30 protein-coding genes are annotated in these 21294 nt (G+C 59.8%); 22 read left to right on the top strand and 8 right to left on the bottom strand.

The genetic code is table 11. The features are described 5' to 3' along the window. Window positions 1-120: 120 nt before the first annotated feature. Window positions 121-666, top strand: coding sequence for a hypothetical protein (locus tag HWY37_RS18745; protein WP_176089547.1), 546 nt, complete (start codon window positions 121-123; stop codon window positions 664-666). Window positions 667-797: 131 nt separating this feature from the next. Here the strand turns inward: HWY37_RS18745 and HWY37_RS18750 are convergent, their stop codons facing one another. Both HWY37_RS18750 and HWY37_RS18755 read right to left on the bottom strand, forming a co-directional pair. After that, window positions 798-1463 carry a hypothetical protein gene (locus HWY37_RS18750; RefSeq protein ID WP_176089548.1) on the bottom strand — a complete coding sequence of 222 codons (666 nt, stop codon included), beginning with the start codon at window positions 1461-1463 and terminating at the stop codon, window positions 798-800. Window positions 1464-1501: 38 nt separating this feature from the next. Then, a complete protein-coding gene (locus HWY37_RS18755; RefSeq protein WP_176089549.1) occupies window positions 1502-1975 on the bottom strand; it encodes a DUF4262 domain-containing protein in 474 nt (157 codons plus the stop codon). Between the two features lie 181 nt (window positions 1976-2156). Between HWY37_RS18755 and HWY37_RS18760 the strand changes: the two genes are divergently transcribed. The 3 genes from HWY37_RS18760 (at window position 2157) to HWY37_RS18770 (ending at window position 4832) form a co-directional block, all read left to right on the top strand. Next, entirely contained in the window at window positions 2157-2456 is a 300-nt protein-coding gene (locus HWY37_RS18760) for a hypothetical protein (RefSeq protein ID WP_176089550.1), read from the top strand. Window positions 2457-2611: 155 nt separating this feature from the next. After that, window positions 2612-3442 (top strand): AAA family ATPase, encoded by an 831-nt coding sequence (locus tag HWY37_RS18765; protein ID WP_176089551.1) that lies wholly within the window; start codon window positions 2612-2614, stop codon window positions 3440-3442. Window positions 3443-3623: 181 nt separating this feature from the next. Then, window positions 3624-4832, top strand: coding sequence for a hypothetical protein (locus HWY37_RS18770; RefSeq protein ID WP_176089552.1), 1209 nt, complete (start codon window positions 3624-3626; stop codon window positions 4830-4832). Between the two features lie 71 nt (window positions 4833-4903). On the opposite strand, the gene HWY37_RS18775 is transcribed toward HWY37_RS18770, so the two are convergent. The 3 genes from HWY37_RS18775 to HWY37_RS18785 all read right to left on the bottom strand — a co-directional run bounded on the left by HWY37_RS18775 (window position 4904) and on the right by HWY37_RS18785 (window position 7586). Then, the gene (locus HWY37_RS18775; RefSeq protein ID WP_176089553.1) at window positions 4904-5656 is read right to left on the bottom strand and encodes a hypothetical protein; all 753 of its coding nucleotides are present in this window, start codon (window positions 5654-5656) and stop codon (window positions 4904-4906) included. An 86-nt stretch (window positions 5657-5742) separates the two neighbouring features. Beyond that, complete coding sequence (locus HWY37_RS18780; protein ID WP_176089554.1) at window positions 5743-6354, bottom strand: DUF2491 domain-containing protein; 612 nt, start codon at window positions 6352-6354, stop codon at window positions 5743-5745. 179 nt (window positions 6355-6533) lie between these two features. Next, on the bottom strand, window positions 6534-7586 hold the full coding sequence (locus tag HWY37_RS18785) for a hypothetical protein (protein WP_176089555.1): 1053 nt from the start codon (window positions 7584-7586) through the stop codon (window positions 6534-6536). Window positions 7587-7859: 273 nt separating this feature from the next. On the opposite strand from HWY37_RS18785, the gene HWY37_RS18790 reads away from it, so the two are divergent. From HWY37_RS18790 to HWY37_RS18855, 14 genes are all read left to right on the top strand, one after another. Beyond that, window positions 7860-8330: a hypothetical protein gene (locus HWY37_RS18790; protein ID WP_217706396.1), complete on the top strand. Its 471-nt coding sequence runs from the start codon at window positions 7860-7862 to the stop codon at window positions 8328-8330. Window positions 8331-8428: 98 nt separating this feature from the next. After that, window positions 8429-9088, top strand: coding sequence for a hypothetical protein (locus HWY37_RS18795; protein ID WP_176089556.1), 660 nt, complete (start codon window positions 8429-8431; stop codon window positions 9086-9088). 25 nt (window positions 9089-9113) lie between these two features. Continuing rightward, a complete protein-coding gene (locus HWY37_RS18800) occupies window positions 9114-10085 on the top strand; it encodes a hypothetical protein (protein WP_176089557.1) in 972 nt (323 codons plus the stop codon). Window positions 10086-10186: 101 nt separating this feature from the next. Next, on the top strand, window positions 10187-10684 hold the full coding sequence (locus HWY37_RS18805; protein ID WP_176089558.1) for a hypothetical protein: 498 nt from the start codon (window positions 10187-10189) through the stop codon (window positions 10682-10684). A gap of 181 nt (window positions 10685-10865) precedes the next feature. After that, window positions 10866-11282, top strand: coding sequence for a hypothetical protein (locus HWY37_RS18810; protein ID WP_176089559.1), 417 nt, complete (start codon window positions 10866-10868; stop codon window positions 11280-11282). A 129-nt stretch (window positions 11283-11411) separates the two neighbouring features. Beyond that, window positions 11412-11603, top strand: coding sequence for an antitoxin PaaA2 family protein (locus HWY37_RS18815; protein WP_217706403.1), 192 nt, complete (start codon window positions 11412-11414; stop codon window positions 11601-11603). 349 nt (window positions 11604-11952) lie between these two features. Next, the gene (locus tag HWY37_RS18820; RefSeq protein ID WP_176089560.1) at window positions 11953-13266 is read left to right on the top strand and encodes a helix-turn-helix domain-containing protein; all 1314 of its coding nucleotides are present in this window, start codon (window positions 11953-11955) and stop codon (window positions 13264-13266) included. Window positions 13267-13323: 57 nt separating this feature from the next. Further along, window positions 13324-14238, top strand: a complete 915-nt coding sequence (locus HWY37_RS18825; protein WP_176089561.1) for a hypothetical protein — start codon at window positions 13324-13326, stop codon at window positions 14236-14238. Further along, window positions 14235-14687, top strand: a complete 453-nt coding sequence (locus HWY37_RS18830) for a hypothetical protein (protein WP_176089562.1) — start codon at window positions 14235-14237, stop codon at window positions 14685-14687. The genes HWY37_RS18825 and HWY37_RS18830 overlap by 4 nt, the downstream gene beginning before the upstream one ends. A gap of 66 nt (window positions 14688-14753) precedes the next feature. Beyond that, complete coding sequence (locus HWY37_RS18835) at window positions 14754-15176, top strand: hypothetical protein (RefSeq protein WP_176089563.1); 423 nt, start codon at window positions 14754-14756, stop codon at window positions 15174-15176. Further along, on the top strand, window positions 15173-15664 hold the full coding sequence (locus HWY37_RS18840; RefSeq protein ID WP_176089564.1) for a DUF1289 domain-containing protein: 492 nt from the start codon (window positions 15173-15175) through the stop codon (window positions 15662-15664). The genes HWY37_RS18835 and HWY37_RS18840 overlap by 4 nt, the downstream gene beginning before the upstream one ends. Window positions 15665-15779: 115 nt before the next feature. Further along, on the top strand, window positions 15780-16463 hold the full coding sequence (locus HWY37_RS18845; RefSeq protein WP_176089565.1) for a hypothetical protein: 684 nt from the start codon (window positions 15780-15782) through the stop codon (window positions 16461-16463). Further along, on the top strand, window positions 16460-17002 hold the full coding sequence (locus HWY37_RS18850) for a hypothetical protein (RefSeq protein ID WP_176089566.1): 543 nt from the start codon (window positions 16460-16462) through the stop codon (window positions 17000-17002). The genes HWY37_RS18845 and HWY37_RS18850 overlap by 4 nt, the downstream gene beginning before the upstream one ends. Next, the gene (locus HWY37_RS18855; protein WP_176089567.1) at window positions 16999-17523 is read left to right on the top strand and encodes a hypothetical protein; all 525 of its coding nucleotides are present in this window, start codon (window positions 16999-17001) and stop codon (window positions 17521-17523) included. Before HWY37_RS18850 ends, HWY37_RS18855 begins: the two co-directional genes overlap by 4 nt. Before the next feature lie 195 nt (window positions 17524-17718). Here the strand turns inward: HWY37_RS18855 and HWY37_RS18860 are convergent, their stop codons facing one another. After that, window positions 17719-18102, bottom strand: coding sequence for a hypothetical protein (locus HWY37_RS18860; protein ID WP_176089568.1), 384 nt, complete (start codon window positions 18100-18102; stop codon window positions 17719-17721). Window positions 18103-18200: 98 nt separating this feature from the next. Continuing rightward, entirely contained in the window at window positions 18201-18530 is a 330-nt protein-coding gene (locus HWY37_RS18865) for a hypothetical protein (protein ID WP_176089569.1), read from the bottom strand. A 117-nt stretch (window positions 18531-18647) separates the two neighbouring features. On the opposite strand from HWY37_RS18865, the gene HWY37_RS18870 reads away from it, so the two are divergent. From HWY37_RS18870 to HWY37_RS18885, 4 genes are read left to right on the top strand one after another with little or no spacing between them, the layout of a single operon-like run. Then, complete coding sequence (locus HWY37_RS18870; RefSeq protein ID WP_176089570.1) at window positions 18648-18920, top strand: hypothetical protein; 273 nt, start codon at window positions 18648-18650, stop codon at window positions 18918-18920. A gap of 50 nt (window positions 18921-18970) precedes the next feature. Next, on the top strand, window positions 18971-19360 hold the full coding sequence (locus HWY37_RS18875) for a hypothetical protein (protein ID WP_176089571.1): 390 nt from the start codon (window positions 18971-18973) through the stop codon (window positions 19358-19360). 9 nt (window positions 19361-19369) lie between these two features. Continuing rightward, window positions 19370-19708: a hypothetical protein gene (locus tag HWY37_RS18880; protein WP_176089572.1), complete on the top strand. Its 339-nt coding sequence runs from the start codon at window positions 19370-19372 to the stop codon at window positions 19706-19708. 20 nt (window positions 19709-19728) lie between these two features. Further along, window positions 19729-20313, top strand: coding sequence for a hypothetical protein (locus HWY37_RS18885; protein ID WP_176089573.1), 585 nt, complete (start codon window positions 19729-19731; stop codon window positions 20311-20313). A 441-nt stretch (window positions 20314-20754) separates the two neighbouring features. On the opposite strand, the gene HWY37_RS18890 is transcribed toward HWY37_RS18885, so the two are convergent. Beyond that, entirely contained in the window at window positions 20755-21132 is a 378-nt protein-coding gene (locus HWY37_RS18890) for a hypothetical protein (RefSeq protein WP_176089574.1), read from the bottom strand. Window positions 21133-21294 lie beyond the last annotated feature (162 nt).

Genomic DNA, 21294 nt, shown 5'->3' on the forward strand with positions numbered 1-21294 from the left:
AGCAGGCCCGCACCGCGAAGCAATGCGTCTCGAAAATCTTTTGACAGTGTGTTTTCCCCTTTGGGACGCCAATGGGACTGCGGGTCGTACCAATCTGGCGTGATCTCATAGGTGATTCACATGTCTACTCCTGTTCAAATGCAAGACCAGGCCGATGGCCGCGATGCGCTCATCGAACTCCTGAAACGCGTCTCGAAGCTCGAGAAGAAGCGTCTTGGCGAGCAAGGCCAGGATGTCGCTCTCTCGACCCTGCACAATGGCCTGGCGGTCAACCTCGGCTACCGGAACTGGTCGCTATTCCACAAAGACGTGCTCAGTATGCCGGCCTCGCGGTTACGGCAGCTGATGGCCCGTATTGACGAGGCGCCTGAAATCCAGGCCTTCAAGATGCACAACGCGGTCGACAAGGTTGCGGCGCGTGATGAAATGCGAGACTACGTCGAATCGAACTTCAGCCCTCTCTCGCACTTCGCCTTCTACGATTCCGAATCGGAAACCGGATACGCCTGGCCGGAAGTGAACCTTGTCGAAGAGTTGTCCGACGAGTTCGGCGATCGCTTTCCGCATGCCTTGATCGAGGAAGTCGCAATCGAGTTGGAGGTGGATCAAGGTCTCTGGGGGCGCGAAGACTTCGGTGAAGATGGCGACGATACTGACGGGGAATAACCGTGCACTGACCAGGGGATAGCCTGGTACTGCGGCGCATCGCAGCGGATAGGGCCGTTGTCCCTATCCGTGAGGCCAACGTTCGCGCATGAGAAAGCCCCGACAAGCGGGGCTGGAGGTGATGGTGGAAGTCAGTTGATGGTGACCACCAGGCCAGAACGATGAACCGTGATTTCTGTGCCTTCAGGGGCGCGGCCGTAGCCCGCAATCGTCTGTTTTGCAGTGAGAAAGGCATCGTGCACCGCAACGCGATCCGGGAAGCGCATCTGAGCATGGTGGTACCCAAGGCGCATCAGGGCGTGCACTCGATCGACGGTGAAGGCCGCTCGGGTGCTTGCCCAGTCCTCGTCACGGCCCACGATCTCGGCCAAACCGCTAGCCGCGGCGCGCGCACAGCAATCCAGCAGATGCTCAAGAGCCGGCGACAAGGTTGCCGATTCCTGGCATGTCGGCAGGCCGTACAGCGCGGGGTCTGCGATACCTTCGTCAAAAGGCATGCCGACGATACCTACCGTGCTGCTCGACAAGGCGATGAGCGCGCGATGGAGGCTTGTGCCCTCCACCCAGGCTTCCCTGGGCAGTGCTGCCATACCGTCAACCTCGTGAGAGATGTAGATCTCGGCGCCGATCGTAGCCAGCTCTTCGGCTAGGCTTCCGGTGTCGCCAGGCGCATGGTGAAAGAGATCGTGCGCAATCAACCATGGCCCAGCCAAGGTCGACCACGAAGACCCTTTCACCTTCCAGCAGCCATCCGAGCGGGCCGGCATCTTGATGTACGTGATCGATTGAGTGGTCATGTCCTAAGTTCAGTAGTTGTCCTGAAGCCGTATAGGTCTCAGTTCAACCGCGGCGCCGGGCCTAACAGGAAAACCACATGTTCGAGTTGCCGGTCAAAGCCGGACTCCCACGGGAAGATGCCATACGCATCCGGCAAGCAGATGTGCAGGTACTTCGCCTTACCGGAACTGCGCTCCGCGGCAAAGGTGGCGTACTCGGTGGCCACTTTCTCAATATCGGGCTCGAGGATGTAGAAGGGAAGCTCCCAGTTATCCAGGCTGATTTTGCCGCGAAATTGATCCGCGCTGGGCTGCGCCTTCATCGCAGCAACTGTGTCATTCATCAGCAGCTGTGCATACGTCACAGGTACGCCGACCAGAAGCAGTTCGGGGTAGCCCTGGTCGTGCAAGCCAATGGTGTAGGAGAACGAAGGCCGTTCCTCGACTAGGTCCGCCATGACATGCTGCATGCTCCAGCCATACCGTCTTATCACGCTCTCCTGCTGCGCCAGCTGTTCTGCATTGTGAGTCATCTGGTTTGTTCCTCTCTTATTGTTTTGCATAGCCGTAATGCAGCGAAAAAGATATACTAGAAGCCTATTTTAAATCAATATCGCAGCCTTGGTATCCTGTCGTGCAGGGAACATGGCATCACTGTCGCGGGCCTCACGTATGCCTTTCGCGGCGCCCAAACCTGTCCGAGGGAGCAACGTCATGAGCTACTGGATCGAAGCAAAAATCATTGCCGGCAGCATGCTGCGCACCTGGCTGATTTTGCCCGCGCACATTTCTACGCTGGGGAAGCGGACGCGCGCCGCATTGACGGTCATCAGCCGTGTGCTGACATCCCTGCTTGCGATCGCCGCCTGTACGGTCGCGCCATTCTTTTTCTGGGCCGCGCCGTTGCTGGTGCCGCTGCGACGGCGGCTGATCGCCGACGAGGAACGCGCCCGAAAGGAAGCGCTGGAGCGCCTGAAGTATCGCGGCCTGGGCCGCACCATCTCCAAGCCATAGCTTGGGCTCAGCGCCCATGAAAAGGCCCGTCAGGTGACGGGCCGAGACCGGAAAGATGCATAATTGATATCCCGGCTAACGATGATTTTGCAACGTCGCCCCTAAACTGCGGCCACCCGCAGCATTACGGCCGAATCCAATAGTTTCATCCGATCATGTTCCGCACCATCACCTGCTCCGGCTCCACCGCCGTTCCCCACCTGCTGGGCTCAGTTCTCATGCAAAACCATGGCGCGCGCGTTGAGTTCGCCCTCGACAAGCCCAATGTGATCGTCGGCCCCAATGGCGCCGGCAAGTCAGCGCTGATCCAGGCCCTCTCCCTGGCAAGCCTGTCCTGGTTCAGCGGGGTGGGGTCGTTCGACTCCAACTTCACCTGCGACTCGGATGCTTTCTGGGGGGAGGGCAGGTGGCGCGACGAACCGCCGTACCTGCCTGGGCTGGAGTTCGACACGGACTGGGCACCCAGCGTGTACTTTCGGCCCGGGCACATCCCGGGCAACGATCATTCGGTCACTGCGGCCATGATGTGCGGCTACTTCGACGAAGCCAAGGCATATGGCCAAACCGTGAAGGCGAAATCCTCCGGCCAGGCGGGCGCTGCGTTGCTTGCCAGGGCAGAAGCCGTCCTGCGCGGAGACGTGCGGCCCGTCTACGAGCAAATCAACTGGGGCGATGACCTCAATATCCGGGCAATCGACCATTCGCGGTACGTGGGTCCATGGGAGTTGCGCGCCAACGCGCTCATTCGCCGGTATGCGGCCGTCGCGGACGATGCGATTCCCGTGGTCCTGATGGACGAGCCAGAGCAGTCCCTGGACGCGCGGCGCGAGCTGGCGCTGTGGAAGACGATCCTGGAGGCGGATCTGGCCAAGACGCAGGTCATCGTGGCCACGCACAGCCTGTATCCCATGCTTCACCCGGAGCGCTTCAACGTGATCGAGGCGGTGCCCGGCTACGTCCAGGAGGTGAGGGCGCTTGTGGGCTAAGGCTGATGGACATGCCAAAATCGCCTGCCTCTCACGGCCGGTGCCGATTGGTCTGTGTGGACGTGACTAGCAGGGACTTCGGTGGACTGGGGCTTGATGGATAGATGAGTCGGCAAACAGCGTTGGAAACGCTATACATTGCACTCGTTTTTTCCTGCAATGCTGCATCCGAAAGAGGTCCATGCTGTTCAAGAGCCGTCCTGCCCCACGCATCACGTTCAAACTCGCTGCTGTCGCGTCGCTGAGCCTGTTGGTCCTCTCAGCAAAGGCGGCTCCAACGTCTACCCCGGCATCAACTGCGCCCTACGGGATCGAGTTCAACTGTCCGGCAGTCTCCCATCGTGACATCGTGGGCGAGGCGATCCGCTACTTCAACGGCAAGGGCATCAAGCCCCAGTGGCTCGAGGTCGTTTCGGACCTGAACCGCAACAGCACCACGGTACGCCTGGCGCCTGCCATGGCGCTGCCGAGCACCACTGGCATCTCTCGTGCCAAGCAATTCGAGGTGTCTGCGGATCTGGTTGATTTGCTTGATCCGCGCCGACAGGTAAAGCAGGTGCCGACGGTCTCCCAAAAGGAGATCCTGCTCGCACTGCTGCATCCGGGCCGGGTGACCGGCTTTGAGGGCAAGGACTGCGGTTTGGAGGCTCTTCAGGATGAGGTCGGCGTGCGGCAGACCGTCTCCGCCTGGGCCCAGACCCTCGAGTTTGGGTGGCCCGAGGGGGCATCTGCCTCCTGGAACGAAACCTACTGGGATCGCGGCACGCCTAAAACTGAGGTGAATTTGCACGACGCGCTGACGGACATGTTGATTGCGCCCTCGCGTTACGAGGTGGGGTGCTACACAGCGGCCAAGGCGGTTATCTCCGCGGCCACGCTCGACTACTACACCCGAATCACACAAGACCGCGTCAAGGGCAGTCTTGTGCAAGCGGCGCTCATGCGCGACGGCGATCCACTCGTCAATGTCGAGCCTGGCGAAACATGGCGCTTTGAGGAGGATCACGATAGCGCTGACGATGCCATCCAGGGCAAGCTGCTGGACATCCGTCGCGGGGTCGGGGCGGGGAGCATCGTACCCGGTGATTGGATCTATTTTCTCAACAGCGATCCGGTGACCTACCAGAAGACCGGGTATGAAGGCTCAAACGCGCTCTATCTCGGCATGGATCGCTTCTCCGATTACTATAACGACCACGAACATTCGTTCAGCTTCAATCAGAAGCTCAATGAGGTCTACCAGTGGCGCAACAAGGTGTTCAGTCGCACTCGAGATGCCGACAAGGTGGTACGCCTCTCTGACAGTGATTACTCGCGATTGAGCAACACGCCGGCGGAGGGTGGTCTCCTGATGGACTTCCGCTTGGTGCCCAAGGCCTTTCCCCGCTGATTGAGGAAAGGAAACGGCCAACAAAAAACGCCCGGTGGTTTCCGAGCGTTTTTGCTGGCCGAGGCGCTCGATTACTTGCCGGTCAGGCGACGCAGGCGGTCAGCTGCGCTTTCAGCGGCGGGAGCGGCTGTGCCGGAGGCGATGCGACGCGCTTCTTCCACCGCATTGACGCGGTCCAGGGGCTTCTGGCCGATGTCGGCCTGAATCGCCGTTGCGTCGGCCTGGACGCGCAGCTTGTTGGCCTTCTGCTCCAGGGCGCCGAGCGCGGTCGAGGTCGAGCCCAGGCCGGCCTTCAGGGTCTTGAGTTCGTCCTGGTTTTGCAGCCGCAGGGACTGGCGTTCCTGGTCGGCCTTGGCTTGCTGAATGGCGCGCATCACCTTCTTGGCGTGGGCGTCGAAGTCGGCGAGCTTCTTTTCCACCGTGTCCAGGATGCCTTGCAGGGTGTCGACCAGTTCCTTGGCGTCGACCGCGTCCTGCTCTTCGGCGGGCAGGCGAGCCTTCATGTCTTCCAGGTTGTTCGCGAACTCGTTGAGCACGGCTTCGTCGATCTCGCCGGCGTCGAACTTGGCGATCAGGACCGCCGCGGCCTTTTCATCCGTCTCGATTTGCTTGGACAGAGCGATGAATTCGGCCTTTTCGGCGTCGTAGCTGCGACGGGCCTCGGCCAGCTTCACGGAGACTTCGCGCAACTTGCCTTGCAGTTTGTCGCGATCCACCTCGGTGGCGGTTTCGGGATCGAAGGAGGCGAGCGCCTGGGCCACGGAAGTGCCCAGATTCGAGATCTGCTTCACGAGCAGGGCGGCAGTCAGTTTCCAACCGGACATGGATGATTCCTTCAGAGGTAGATGCAATCTCAGCTTTGCAGCGATTGCGGAGAGGTGTTTAGTATATCGGTAAAAACGGAATACGCCTAGATAACCTTGACCTTTTGAGGTTCGATCGCCAGGCCAATCTGGAAGTCGACGTGGACGGCGGGGGCGGGACGGCCATCCACCGATTCGACGACTTCGAACGAGATCATGAGCCGCTCCGTGCCGCCCGGGACGTCTCGCACGTAGGGCATGAAGTGCATACGCTGCCGCATGCCTTTCATGCCCGTGGGTTCGTCCAGGCGATTCTCGGTAGCGACATAGGGGCGCACGTACTCGGCGTCGACAGGCGTGTCCCGCTTGAATTCCAGGGACTCAGCGCCATTGAGCAGCGCTTCGATCTTGGAAGGAGTCAGGCCGCTCATGGCGAGCTGGTCATCCCCCAGCTGGTAGAACTGATCACCAAGGCCATAGCCGTGGCCCTGATAGGCTTCTTGCTCTTCCTGGGTGGTGGGTGTCAGTCGGAGCAGCTGGCGGTAGTAGACGCATTCCACCGGGACGCCATCTTGCATGAGCACCTGCAAGAAGGTCTGGCCCTTGTCGTTCAGGCTGGAGCCTTTGGACGTGTAGAGGCGGTACAGCTCCAGTCGGGGATCGGCGGCCAGGCGCATACGGCCAACCGACTCGATGACCATCTGGGCACTCTCCGGCATGGTCAGCAGTGTGCTGTCCAGGAGAGCAAAGGACGCGCGGGGAATCTCCAGGAGACCACCGATCTGCGTGCCAAAGGGCAGCCCCGTATCCTGACGAGGCAAGACAGGGGTCGTGGCCGCGGCGACTCGCTTGCCCAGCATGCGCTGAGCCATCTTCATAATCGACATAAATCTGGTTCCTACAGGGTGTAATTGGGCTTCTGGGCCTTGGGGGCGCTCGAGGAGGCCTTGGATTTACGATTGCCAGCCATCAGCAGCCCTGTCCCGAGGCTAAGAACGATGACGATCATGAGGAACACCACGAGGATCATCATCAGGGTAGAGCCGCCATCGCTGGAGGGCTCAGGCTTGGCTCGCTCCACGACCGGCTTGGGCGCCACGCTATTCGTTGCAACCGGGGCGCTGGGTGCCACCGTAACGGGAGCGCCAGCAGCTTGTTCACGTTGAGCACTGTCACGGCCGCGTTGGTACCAGTAGGCATCGTCGTTCGAGCTGGAGCGATGGCGCGGTTCCTGGATAACCACAACCTGAGGCTGCGATTGCACGGCAGGCGCCTTCTCAGTCTTGGCCTCGGTCACGGAAGCAGGGGAAGGCGCGGCCACAGGAGCGGATGCAACCTCGGTCTTCTTGGATGCCGTCACCGGGGAAGCTGCCGTAGGAGCCGCAGATGTAGTCTCGCTGGTAGCGGCCGCAGGCTTCTGGCTCTCCTGGTAAGCTGCCACGGCTTCCTGGTTGGCGCTGGCGGCATACAGGGCAGTGCCCAAGGCAGTAGCACCCGCAACCGCACCAAGCTTTTTGCTGGTGCTGGTTGTCGGCTTCGAACTGGCGCTTTGGCCGAAACCGGACGAGCTGGCCGACGCATCGTTGGCCGGAGCGCGCTGGCCCCAAGACGACGATGGCGTGTCAGCCGCCTTTGGCTTGGAGCCTGCGTCCGTCGGCTTCGGGGTGGGCGAGGTGCTTGGCTTGGGCGTGTAGGCCGGCTCGCGGTACGAGTAGCCCGAGCTATAGGCCTTGGAGGGCTCCTTTGGGCGTGACGGTTCCGCGGGCTTCGAGGGGGCGGAATATGGCTTGCTCGGGGCCGGCTTGTAGTTATAGCTCGATGTCGATCGGCTGCTGCTCGAGCTACTGGAGGTGCTGGAAGATGAGCTTTTCTTGCTGAATCCGGAGGCTGCTTGCGCGCCGGGAATGGCCAGTGCGGTGGCCAAAAGTGCGACAAAGACTTTCTTGAACATGCATCTGTCCTTAACTTTGGAGTTTGCAGTATACCGATAAACGGCAAGAACGCAATATCTCCATTCTTTTCTAGCCTTTTCGCGACAAGAAGCCAAGCTGCGGTTGCTATGGCTGCCCCCGGTGCATGCAGGTTTCCAAGACGTCTGTTCCTGCGCGCCTGTAGCCGGGCCGAGTTAAGGCTTCGGCGGTATGTTGCTGTAAGGCTGCGAACGCAATATACTACGCTCAATCTCTAGTAGTTTTCGCTTGCGGACTCCCGCAGAAAGGCACCCATGGCCCCCGCACCTTCCGTCGCTGAGATCGGCATTCACATCATGCGCCTGGTGCGCGATCGCTGCGTTGCCAATCGCAGTGAGCTCGAGGCCGCGCTCACGCGCGACTTTCCCCACGCCGACGAAACCATCCAGGCTGCATTGGCCAGCGTCGCCAGGCACGTGGACAATCAATTTCCTCCGACAGCGTCTGACACGCTTCAGTTGCGAGTGGGCGGGGTGTATCGGGCAAAGCGGCCGGCGGCGACTGGCTCGATTTTCTCGGCGCTTGTGAACGATCGCCAAATCATGTGGATGAACTCGGAGATGGTGCAGTACGACAGCCCCACGGTGGCCGACGGTCGGCACTACCCAAAGGTCAAGATCGAGGCCTTCCTCAAGTGGGCCAAAGAAGAGATCACCTTGCCCAAAGATGAGTGGGCGAAGTGGGACGACTTCCGCAGGGCGAAGTCCGGCGCCCAGGCTGCCTGATATCCAGGCCGCTTGATACCAGCACTTAGCGGGGGCGGCACTCCGTATGTCGAGGCACTGTGCCGCGCGAATTCAACCAAGAAAAGATGGATTGCATTATGACCAACGTCGAATCACAAGTACCTGCCCTTGCTGGGCGTCACGTCATCGTTTGCCATGCATATGGCTCCGTGGAGGTCCATGACTGCACCGTGGCCAAGGCGATGGAATTCTTCGACTCGCATAAAGACGCCATTCCACGGGAGGTTCTTGAGCTGGCCAATCTCGACCGCAAAGCACACATGCCGGTCTCGGTCGATCTCCTGCTGCGCCTGCTCAAGGACGCTGCCGGAGGGATCGCCGTTGGAGATCCTTTCCCCATCCTCCGACAGCTCCGCCATGGCTTTGCACCAAAGTCGCCCGCTGAGGACACTCGCCCGGAGGTCTTCCTGACTCAGGATATGGCTGACCAGGTGGCACTCTTCGCCGGCCGTAGCGGCCTGGTGATCGACAAGCTCCATGGCTATTCGGTCAAGGAGCACAACATCGTCGAGAAGATTCCCTTCCTCAAGGAGCTGGCTGATGCATCACCGATCCCCTGGTATCTGGTCGACTATGCGGACTACTTCGACTACGCCAGCCGTTACAACGCAATCGTTCACGGGCGTTGGAAAGAAGGGGCTACCGAAGCAGGCAAAGCCACCAGCATCCTCCGGTTCACCAAGGAGCTCCTGGTGGGGAGGGACTACACCGCACTCGAAGTCGTGAAGATTAAGTAACTTCGGAGCATCGGATCGCACGCTGATGACCCACCTGGATGCTTCGACATATCGCTACCGGCGAACCGACCAGGATCGGCTGGGCGAATGGCGCCCGGTTGGGTCCAGCTGGAAAACGGCGGCTTCCGCCGGCTTGGTGGCCCACGACATCTACCACCACTTGCCGACGGATGACGGCACCTTCGCCCAAGAGGTGGCCGCCCTCGGAGCCGAGTGGTATTTCGACGTCCAGGCGCTCGACGGTGAGAACATGGCAGCCTGGCCCTTGTCTGGGTTTGAGCGCAACGTCATCGACAGCGTGCTGAATGCCATCGATTCGCGGGAGAAGCGAGCATTCCATCTGGAGCCGCGCGAAGCATCACCACTGAGCGCCCCTGAGATGGAGTTCTTCCAGCGGATGGGCCGCAAGACGATGGAGGTCTTGGCCACCCGCAAAGATGAACGGGGCTTCGATCCTGCTGTGTTCGAGCTGCGTTACGTGCAGCATCTCCTGTGGGGCTACCGGCAAGCGCAAGCACGCTTCCCGGATCAGGTGGCCGCTCGAAAGGCCTGCAAGCGCCTGGTCCAGGAGTTGGCATACCTGGAGCTCTCCGAGGTCCCTTATGAGCACGAAGTCACCATCACGCTCGATGGATACCGGTCCACCATCACCTACACAGACGCCGACGCCGAGTTCCTGGGCCAGAATCAGGCCTTGCAAGCCGTCATGATGATCTGGTGCAGCTGCGAGCCCGGATACCCCGCCAAGCACGCCACATTGCACGCAACCGTTCGGGAATATGCCGAGCACCTGGACGAGCACTTCAAGCGAGAGGAGACACTGGGCCTTGCTTCTGATCTGGTGCTCATCCCACAAGGCGAACAGCACGATCTGAGCAACGTCTACGTGCTGGACACGGCCATTCAAGCGCTGTTGCGGGCTGGCCAGGCGGTGACGCTGCCGCTCGCGCGCGTGCATGACGCCGACTTCACCCCGCGCGGCATCCGCATCTTCTGATACCAGCCATATGGGCGCGTTGGCCGGCGCGCTATACGGGGATGAGGACATCTCAACCTGCCCGTCCTGGGCAAAGACCATTCATCTGGAAGGAAATCATCATGGCAGACTACATAGAAATCGCACTGGCGGCCATCAACCGTACCCCCAAAAAGAACCTCGAAGCCGACGATCGCCACGTACCCGGCGTGTACTCGCTCATGGTGAAGAAGGGACTGCCCCTCGGCATCATGGCCTGCGCCGCGCTGGACCGATTCCACTCGGATCTTCCGATATCGGTGCTCGATGACTTCTGTTTCATCGTGTTCGATCCCATGACCAACATCATGATCGATGAGGCCGATGATCAGGAAGACTACGAAAATGCGGACCATGCCAACGACGTGGTCCTTCTCTCGCGGCCGCGCCACCTCGGCCTCTACCTGGTGACGGTCAAGTCTGTCGCAAAAGACGGATCAGCCGCTACGCGCGGGACGGTCAAGATCGTGGCTGCCAATAAGAAGGAAGCCGGCGAGCACGCCAAGAAGCACCTGTGGGACACGAGCCTGGACGCAGCCAACTGCACTCCTCGCTGTGACATCGAGATTCTCGATCTCTGATCTGAACCCCACGGACACTGCAACCTCAACCCGGCCTTCCATTGGGCCGGGTTTTTTCTTGCGCAACATTCGTGAAGCAGGATAAAGACCAAGCGGGGTTTAGGGGCTTTGAGTAGGAACAAAGCCGAATCTGCACTATACTAAAGTCCTCCCGCAACAATTTTCAAAAGGAATTTCACAAATGTCCCGTGTCACTGCATACGAAGCCTCCGACGGCACCCTGCATCGCGACCGCAAGTCGTACAAGACCCATGAGCAAAACCTGCAAGCTGCATCCAAGATCCTGGGCCTGATCGGCGGCGCCGTGCCCGCAAGCAATGGCACTCCCGAAGGCGATGCCGAGCGTGAATCGAGCATCCAGGCGCACTACGACATGATCGTCAACAAGCTGGGCCTGAGCACCCTGCGCGACACTCTGAACGTTCCCTTCCGCGGCGTCGACTCCGACGACAACGAAAACGGCAACGGCAACGGTGAAGGCGCTGTCGCTGGCAACGGTGCTGGCACGGGCACGGGTGCTGACGGCCAGGCAGCCGGCGCAGACCAAGCTCCCGTCGCAGGCCAGGCCCCCGCCGCGGGCGCCGTCGCCGAAATCTAATTCGGCCGCTTCCCCCTGCAATCAGGAAAATCCCCCTCTGGGGGATTTTTTGTTTCCGCATGATCATCGGGCTTCGCATACGCGCTCCTGGCGCTATACGTAAGCTCCTCAACCTGAATAAATATTGCCATGCTGTCAGCCGCTTCCTCTCCCGCCATCGCTCCTGACATGGGCCCCCATGATCCGGTCGAATATGAAAAGTGGTTTCACGACAAGGTCCAGGCTTCATTGGCAGATCCGCGCCCCAGCGTCCCACATGCGCAGGTGATGGCCGACATGCAAGCCCTCGTTGCCAAGACTGCTGCTGAACAAGGCAAATGACCGGTGCGCCCGCTCGTGGGCCTCAAAAACGGTCAGCCGCAGTAACGCGAAAGCGCGCTCCGAAACCCAGGTAGCTGGGTTTTTTCATTTTCCGCCGGCCGGCGAGTGACAGTAATGCCAGTGCGAGGGTGATGCTGCGCTCGGTGAGATCAAAAAAGCCGCCGTTGAACGACAACCATATTGACGAACGCACGTTGCAAGATATACTATGCGCTCGGAATGGCCCTCTCAGGCTGTCCGGAAGCAGTCAACAAAGGTAGCTTAGCAGTAAAGGAAGAGATCAGGGTCGCTTTGCGACGCGCTACTCCTCGCGGACCGGTATGCCCGGGCCGTGCCTCTCTCGTGTCCAATGAATCAATCCGAAGCAAAGCGTGTTCTGAAGGAAATCGCCCACTACGGCAGTCAGCGAAAGGCCGCGATGGCGCTGGGCCTGGCGCGCAGCACCGTCGGCGAGCGTGTGATCAAGGCCCGTGAAGTCCTGGGCGACGTCGTGGCCGACCGCCTGCTCGGGGATGCCAAGCATGCCGGGCCGGCGCCAACCAAGAAGACGGACCTGGCCGAGGCGATCGCCGGCGGCGACAAGGCGGCAATCGAGCACAAGCTGCTCGAGGACGAGGTGATTCGCCTGCGCGCGGTCAACAAATCGCTGGCCAAGGGCGCGCTGACCGACGAGAAGGTTCGCCGCCACATCTTCGAAATCGCGCACGCCAAGCCGGCCATCCCCGAATGGCTGGAAAATGCCCCGGGCTCCTCCGACACGCTGCCTGGTGTGCCCATCCTGTTCGGCTCCGACTGGCACTGGGGCGAGGTCGTGAACCCCGACGAAATCGGCGGCGTCAACAAGTACAACCTCGAGATCGCACATCAGCGTCTCAACCGCCTGGTCGAGACCACCATCGAGCTGCTGACCAACCACATGGTCAATCCGAAGTACCCGGGCATCGTCTTCGCCCTGGGCGGCGACATGGTCTCCGGCGACATCCACGAAGAGCTGTCCGAGACCAACGAGCATCCGATCATGCCCGTGGTGCTGGACCTCATCGACCATCTGGTCATCGCCATCAAGCGCCTGAAGCAGGTGTTCGGCCGCGTCTTCCTTCCCTGCGTGGCCGGCAACCACGGCCGCAACACCCACAAGGTCCGCGCCAAGCAGTTCAACCACAACAGCTTCGACTGGCTGATCTACCAGTCGCTGGACCGTCGTTTCGCCGACGATCCGGACGTCGTTTTCTACATCCCCGAGGGCACCGATGCTCTCGTAAATGTAGCAGGACATCGTTACTGCTTCACGCATGGGAATGCTTTTCGCGGTGGAGACGGCATGATCGGGGCTCTCGGCCCGATCATCCGCGGCGATCACAAGAAGCGCGGCCGCAACTCCCAGGTCGGCCAGGAGTACGACACGCTCGTGATCGGCCACTGGCATCAGCTGGTCCAAATGAAGCGCGTCATCGTCAATGGTTCGCTGATTGGCTACAACGAATACGCATACGCCAACAACTTTGGCTATGAACCGCCCCAGCAGGCGCTCTGGATCACTCACGCAAAACACGGAATCACCTTCAGCATGCCGGTGAACGTCGGCGAAGACTTCGGCCGTGCAAAGCGGAATGCAGGGAAGGCGCCATGGGTTGAGTTCTACGAAGCGAAAAAGGCCGCGTAACTGAAGCAGAACGCCGGCAGGCCCCTTAACGGTCTGCCGGCCTTTCGATATCAACATATGGACATCGCGTCAGCTGAAACGTTTATTCGGACATTAGCCCGAGAGGGAAGCCAACGGGCAGCTGGAAAGGCCTTAGGCTGCTCGCAATCGGTTGTTCACGATCGGTTTGTGAAGGCGCGAATTGTTCTAGGCGATGAATACACCTTGCGCCTACTGAACGAGTCCTCTGGCGACCAAGACGCGCACGCCCGTAGGTCGTTGGACAGAAACAACACGACTTGCAGTTGTGGAGCCCTGCGATCGCCCTCAGGGGCCTCTGGCAAGCTGGTGTGCAGACCATGTGCAAATCGCCGCAACAAAGAGTACAAGGCGAGAAATGTCGAAAAGATTAAATCGGACGGTGCCGCCTACTATCGAGACAATCAGCCGCGCATCAAGCAACGTCGCGACGAGAACAAGGCTGCGATATCAGCTGCGGACGCGGCGTACTACGCTGCAAATAAAGAACGCTTAAAGGCGGCGGCACGGCGGTACAGAGAAGACAACAAGGACAAGCTAAAGGCATATTTTAAAGCCCTGGACCAAACGCCCGATAGAAAAATAGATAACAGAGCGCGCCTGACATCTTGGAAGAAGCGTAACCCCGACAAGGTCAACGCTCAGACCGCCAAGCGTTATGCCAAAAAGCTCCGTGCCCTCCCAGCCTGGGCAGACCTCAAGGACATTGAAGACATCTATGCCCTGGCGCGTCTGCGAACGGAGCTTACCGGCATCGAGTGGCACGTTGACCATACCGTACCCCTGAACAGCCCACTGGTGTGTGGCCTGCATTGCGAGGCGAATCTCCAGATTATCCCAGCGGGCCCGAACATCTCAAAGGGCAACAACTGGTGGCCGGACATGCCTGACGCGCCGGCGCACGCAGCCAGGTTCTCCGATAAACCATCCCTTTACCTGCATTACAACGAATGACCAAAAGCCTCATCACTCCGTTGGACCGATTCCGGGCCGCTTTGAATGTCGACGCCGCCAGCGCCATCCGCGAGGCGCGCAGCCGCTGGATCAAAGTGATCTCGACATGTGGCGCGGCGCTGAGCCTCATCAACATGGTGTGCATCTCAATGCTGCCGGCCTCCGCATCTGGTCAGCACTACCTGCTGGTGGCCATGCTGGCATACGGCGCGGGAGGGGTGTTCTGTGTAGGCATCGTGACCTGGCTGGCGCCGGCGGGGCAGCACGGCTGGGGGAAGCTGGCGGAGGAGGTCGGGCGTGACGTCGTCTTCGAGACCATGTCCAAGCGTCCAGGTGTGCCTCCCGAGCTGATTCCCCAGGGGCGGCCTGTCTACTACGCCGACTACCTGGCGCTGCGGGACTGGGTTCGCGCGCAATGCGATGTAGAGCGTAGGGCGTTTCCGGCATAAGACGAAGCCAAGCAATCCCTCCGAAATGACGGCAAGCCTTGGCCATTGAACCTCAAGAAGTCGAACATGACACATCAAATCGAAGACTTGGTGGCAGAGCTGCGCCAGCTCGAGTGGAACGCCACGAATCCCTACAACGGGAAACGAGCATTCGATACGGAGCCATTCCTGGCCGTCATCCGAAAGATTCCGCTGCGGGAGCGCACGGGTTTGCTGCTACGGGAACTGAACTTCTTCGATGACGGGGTGACCACCTTCAGCGAGGCGGATGCCTACTTCTCGGAGATTCGGGTGGCCGCCATCGACCAGATCTTCGCGCTCTACTACCAGGAGGTGGGGACGGCCATGCGCCTGGCGGGGAGGTCTCAAGCTGACCGAGAAGCCTATGTCGCGGCCACCCGCCGCTTCTGGTCCCAAGACGCCTATTTCAGCAGGCTGGACCGGAAGAGCTCTCCTGCTCGTATCGCATCTGATTCAACGCCAGCATGATCACGTTCATCAAGCCGTCGGGCGGGGATCTCGTCTTCTCCGCAATCATAATTTTTGGGGGCGTCGTTTGCCTCGCAACAGGAATCAGGGAGGTCAGGCGTGCCCAACGCGCGGACGATCATGTTCGACTGTTACCGTTGATTTGCTTTGGGCTTGCGCTGATCCCGATCGTCAACTTTCTCATTGGCGTTGGAATCCTGATCAGCCGCGCATGGCGTCGCCGGCGTGAACGAATTGACGCAAAGACAGAAGTTTCAGCGTACGAGGCCGCTGCTGATCGACGCTTCGAATACCTGAAGGCCAAGGCGCCCACCAACAACGCAACCATTGTTTCGCCATGCCTGGGCATCTGTCGCCTCGGAGATGATCTGGTGTGCTTAGGCTGTCACCGAACGCTGGATGAGATTGACACCTGGTCCTCGCTCACCAATGACCAGAAGCGAGATGTGTGGCGCCTGGTCCTGGAGCGGGCGACACCTACGCCCTAGCTATGGCTCGCGGCCAGCAAATGCACTCGCGAATTGTGGAATAGCATCAAACGGGTATACTATCGTTCATTAGATTCAAAGTTTCCGGCTGGCTTCTCAGCCTGATTGGACTGCAATGACCCACGTTCTTCCTGTGATTCACCACCTGGACACACAAACCACGCTCGAGCAGGCGGCCCTGGCCATGAACTGTGGAGCGGACGGGGTGTTCCTGATCTCCCACCACGGCGCCGACGATGACCTGCCGCCGCTGGCCGCCACGCTGAAGGGCCGCTACCCAGGAAAGCTCCTCGGCATCAACCTGCTGGGCCAGAGCGTGCAGCACGCGTACCAGGCGGCGCTGGACTTCAATCTGGACGCGGTCTGGGCCGATTCGGCCGGGGTCAGCTCGGCTGGGTTGACAGACACCGGCGCCTGGCTGGCGGATCAGATCCGCCACAACGCATCAGCGGGTCCCCTGGTGTTTGCGTCCGTCGCTTTCAAGTACCAGCCGGTCGAGCCGCATCCTGCCGGCGCGGCGTCGGCTGCGCGCGCGATGGGTGCTGTTCCGACAACGAGCGGGGCCCGTACTGGACTGCCCCCGACCCGCGAGAAGATCGGCTTCATGAGTGCGGCCGCCGGCGGCGTGCTGGCGGTAGCCAGCGGCATGGACTGCGAGAACGTGGCAGGTTTTGTGCCCATGTTGTCGCATATCCTGGTGGCGACAGGTGTTTCGGTCGATGACCACCATTTCGACGTCGACAAGCTGTCGGCCTTCGTGGAGATCGTCCGGAAAACGGCAGGTGGAGTGGTCGCATGATTCGGTTCAAGCGGGCGCTTGTAGCCGCCTATGCCACAGCCACCTTATTCGGGGTAATTCCTACAGCCGAGGCTAATGGTGCGGCTTATATGGCCGCAACCGCAGCCGCGGCTGCACGGGCTGAAGCGGACGCCGTGGCGTTGGCAACCAATGAAGCTTCTGGCGCGTCATTGCTTTTGCCCGCAGGGGGTGACCCCGCGAACATTCGTTTCGGTCAGATTCGGGTCTCTGCTATTGACAGCGCCAAAACAAAAAACCTGATTGGCGTCCCAGGCCATAAAGTTGATCCCACGCTGATGGCGAAGTTTGGATTGGGCGGTCTATTTGTGATTGTCACGAAGAATGGCAATCGGCTGGATCATCGAGCTTGCCATTTGGGGCTGGTTGCCGGGATTGTGACCTGCGGTGCGAAGCAAGTTGATCCTGTGACAGTCACCCAGGCCACCAGAGCCAAGTTAAAGGAGCCTTCGTTGATCGTTACCGGCGTGGGATACAACTACCGAGATAGCTCCGCCATCATTTTCTTCGCAATTCCATGACTTATCTCACACGAAGAAAGCTCCTGCTGGTGCTGAGCGCTTTGTTCGCTTGCCCTGGGATTTCATATGCAAATGGTGCTGCCGCGGCATTCGCGGCAAACCAGAACCAACGAAACGCGGTGTCGGCAGCCAGCAGCGCAGTGGCAGCCAGCACGCAGGTCAACAGCACTTTTCCGAAAATTGAAAGCCCGAACTTTGGCTACATCGCCTATTCGCTCGTCGACGCGCAGAATGTCCGGCCGTACATTGGACGTAAGTGGGGCGATATTCCCTTCGGCGCGCGCGGCCGGCTGCCCACCCGCCAGATGGCTGTCATCGGGCCTGACGACAACGTTCCGTTCTTCGAAGCCTGCCAGATGATTCTGCGCAACGATGTTGCAGTCTGCGACTCCCCGGACGGCAAGCCCGTGTCCCTGACGCACCTGGTGCGTCAAAACCGAGCTCGCAAAACTGCGCAGCTGCTCGGCGTCAGCGTCAACCTCCACGACAAAACAGTTCTTATCCACTACGTTATGCCATAAGCCACTCGCACGCGCTATGGTCTACGGGGCCGGCGGCATGATATCCGACTGGGTTGATCGGCTGACCAGGCAGCTGAGCGGCACAGGTTTCATCCTGGTGCCCGCCAGCAAAGCTCGCGCGGCAGCCTCAGGGTCCTTTGGCTCTAGCCGTAAAAAAGCCCATCTTGGCGATGGGCTATAGAGGGGTGGTCTCGTTTAAGTAGGCATGGGCATATGCGCAATGCGGTACTTGTTCAGCCAGCGTTGGATGACGCGGCCGGTACGTTCGATGGCCTTCGTCAACTGCGCTGGCGTGCTGGCGCCGATCTGGACCGACACGTATCCATACGCATTCCACTCCAGAAAGCGCACATGTTTGTTCCTGGCAAACTCGGCCTTTACCATAGTCTCCAGGCAGGCGTAGTAGCTCAAGTGTCTTTGCGCGTTGGGCGTTCCGTGCTTGATGTCCTCTTCCCAGCGACGACTGTCCGCGGCATCCAGAACAAATTCGAGCACCTGCTCATGGACACTTTGCACGACCACGGTGGCGAGATACTCGGACACCTCGAAGGGTTGTTTGGGGGTTCTGCGGTTTACCATAACTGTTTCCTCGGCGTGTAGTTGATTCCAATCGCGTATAGCTCCGGCCCTGGCAAAGGAAAGCCGCCCGGGTGAGGGCGGCTTGAGAGATGCGTCGATTACGCAGGTTTGAACCACGATTCGAGTTCGGCTGCCAGCTGGGCAGGGGTGGCCACTAGAGCCCAGCGATTTTCGACGAGACGCTGCATCTGCGGCGTGCTCATGTCGATGACGTAGAGCTTGCGGTCTTCGCGGCTACGCACAATCACCTCGGGAAACCGAGACTCATGCTGCACCACATAGTCGCCGCCTGCGTGGCGCTTCACGATGTTGCCTGGCTGGAACATCTGCGAGAGCTTTTGCTCCAGCTTCGCCGAAGGAACCGTCTCTGGGTTGGATACCAGTCCAGCCCAGTTGAAAATGCGGCGAAAGCTTGTTGTCAGGACCATGATGTTTCCTCAAAAAGCGATTGAACACATACCGTATAGCGTCATAGATTCCCCATGAATCGTCGCAAAAAGACAGAAAACAGATATACTATGAGCATAGTTTTTGCAGGACGAGCCATGACCACAATCAGCCCCAATCCGTCTTTCGACTCTGCTGTCCGCGCTCTCGTGACGCCGGCGCGCTTGGCCAAGGCCTTCGAGGCGGTGCGCGAACCCACCGGCGCTTGCACGATCGAGCGTTTGCCGGTGTTCCTCAAGAAGTTCATGAGCGCCTTCCGCCGCGGCACCGGCCGTCAGGCTGCCCGACTGCCCTACGGCCGCGAAGAGATAGCCCAGCGCGCAGAGGAAATTGCCGCCAAGTGGTTCAAAAGCAACTGCACATCGTTCTAGTAATTCGCAAAGTGCGATATACTATCGACAACGACATTAGGACCACGCGCATGCCCAATACTCCCGCTCCTCCCACCGCGCCGGCCTGGCTCAACCAGGTCCAGAAGTTCGACGTGCCTGGCCTGGACGTAGGTACCGGGGATGTGACGCGCGATCCAGAGACCGTCGGAGTGGCGCTGGCGACCATTGCAGATGCAATGACCCCGAAAGCATCTGAGCCCGTAGCAGTGGACCCTCAAAAGGTGCGCCTGACTCGTTCCGAAATGGACTGGCTGGCGCAGATGGCCGTTGCCAATGCCAGGCCCGTCAGCCGTCTGATGGACAAACCCCCGATTCGTGTGATGAACAGCCTGGTCCGCAAGGGTCTGGTCAAAGACATTATGAGCACTTTCTGGGAAATCACGGATGCCGGCCGCAAGCGCAGCACGACCATCTACTGAGGACTCGGCATGGACCCCACGTATCAAAGTCAGTCGTTGACCCAGTCAAGTTTGGCTGCGAGCCCGCGCCCGGGCCTGTCGCTGCCGAGATTTCTGCTCTTGCTGACTGTGCTGGCTTCGACGCTTATCGCCTGGAAAGCCATTGGCTCGCGGGCAGAAGTATCACGGGCCAAGATCCAGGCTGACGCACAGGTTGCGATGTCTAAAGAGACGACCCGCCAGCTTGAACTGATGCTTGAGGCCAGAATGGCGGGCACGATGGCCGTACCGATGACGCCGCCACCTGCTATGCCAACGCCACCCATGCTCCCCCAATCTTACGTGCCGCCAGGCTCGAAGCTGCTGTGAACAACCAGGAAAGGATGACAATGACTACCCCCCAACCTACCATGCAGTATGAGCCTGGTGACATTGTGAAGCTCGCCCTGCCCCTGCATCACTTTTCAGCGGCCTTCGCCAAACGGGCTGGAAATCGTGAAGGCATCGTGAAATCTCGGTTTGTGATCGAGGGCCGGGGTGGTCAAGTTCGGTACAAGGTCCGCTTTCTCAAGCGTGCTGGCCGCGGCAAAGAATTTGAAGAGGTTCTTGCCGGCGGCGACCTGGTGCTCGTGCGCAAGCGCGCTCGGGATTTGCGGCAAGCTGCAACGGCACTGGTGCGCCACCACCTGGACGGCGCGGAGGTGCATCCATGTGACAGTCATAACGATGACATCCGCGCGATGCACTGTATCCCCGAGGTCGAGGCGCTCCACCACGCGCTCAAGGCTGATGCGACCGACCCTTCGATGGCAGATCTTGCACGGGCGATCGAAGGCACGATGACCGCCCATCCCGGCAACGACTACGGCCAGGGCTATCTGGCTGCTGTTCAGGCCATCACCGCCCAGCTACGCGACCCAGACAGCGCGCTGTTGGTCCTTCAACGTCGCCTCAGCGCGCCAGAGCATGGCTGATACCCTCGTTGCAACAGAACTGCCCCAGACCCGCAAAAGCCATCTTGATGGCTCTGCCTGTCTGGAAGGCACCCGACGTTTGCCCCCTGGCTACGAGCCCTGCTGCGCCACCTTTCATCAGCATACCGCCGCCTGCCACCAAGATCTTCGCTATGAGTGGTGGGCCAGCCACGGGCACTGGGTGGTTGTGCTAAGCCCAGCAAACGGCATCTCGATCAAGTTCTGCCCGCACTGCGGCGCCCGCCTCTGAGCCATGAACGACGAAGGCCGCCTGAGGCGGCCTTTGCATGCGGATCTCTCTCTACCCCACTCCAGGTGGGACCCATAAGGGTGGCGTCGATGTGACTTCTCCGCGGGCATCGACCTTTATTTGTATAGCCGGTTTGTTGAAACTCTTGGTGATAGAAAAAGGAGCCCTGGTCAAGGGCTCCTGAGGATGGCTCACGCATAAGTAGGGGCATGGAGTAGGTCATACTCCCTCATCAGCTGCTTGAGGTTTTCCGCCAAGTGCCTATCGAGTTCAGTGTTGAGCGTTCCCACTTGCTTGCAGCGACGCACGCAGGTGGAATCGATCGAATACAGACCTGTGTCCCGTATGCTGATGGCAACCTTGTCCACGGTGAATCCAGTGCTCGCGAAGGCAGGGCTGTCCTTGGTGATCAAGGAGCTCCCCTGCGGCACTAAACCCGTTCTGGCCGGATAAGACGTGCACGGGGCTACCGCAACGCGTCCGTTGACCATTCCGAGGACCACGGCGTAGCGATGCTTGCGCGACGTGTCGCGGGGATGCTGAAACATGCGCACAACGACCAAGTTCATAGTACCTCCAGAATGGTTTGTTTCCACACCGTGGTATAGCTAAAAACCGGAGAAACCGCACAGGGTCCGCACCCATGTTAAGTCCCTGGGGGATTCCATGACTCGAAATATTTAGTTGACATACGCACGATATAGGGTACATTCGCGCTTCGCGGTGATATA

The organism is Achromobacter anxifer (assembly GCF_903652925.1).
Taxonomy (GTDB): domain Bacteria; phylum Pseudomonadota; class Gammaproteobacteria; order Burkholderiales; family Burkholderiaceae_B; genus Achromobacter; species Achromobacter anxifer.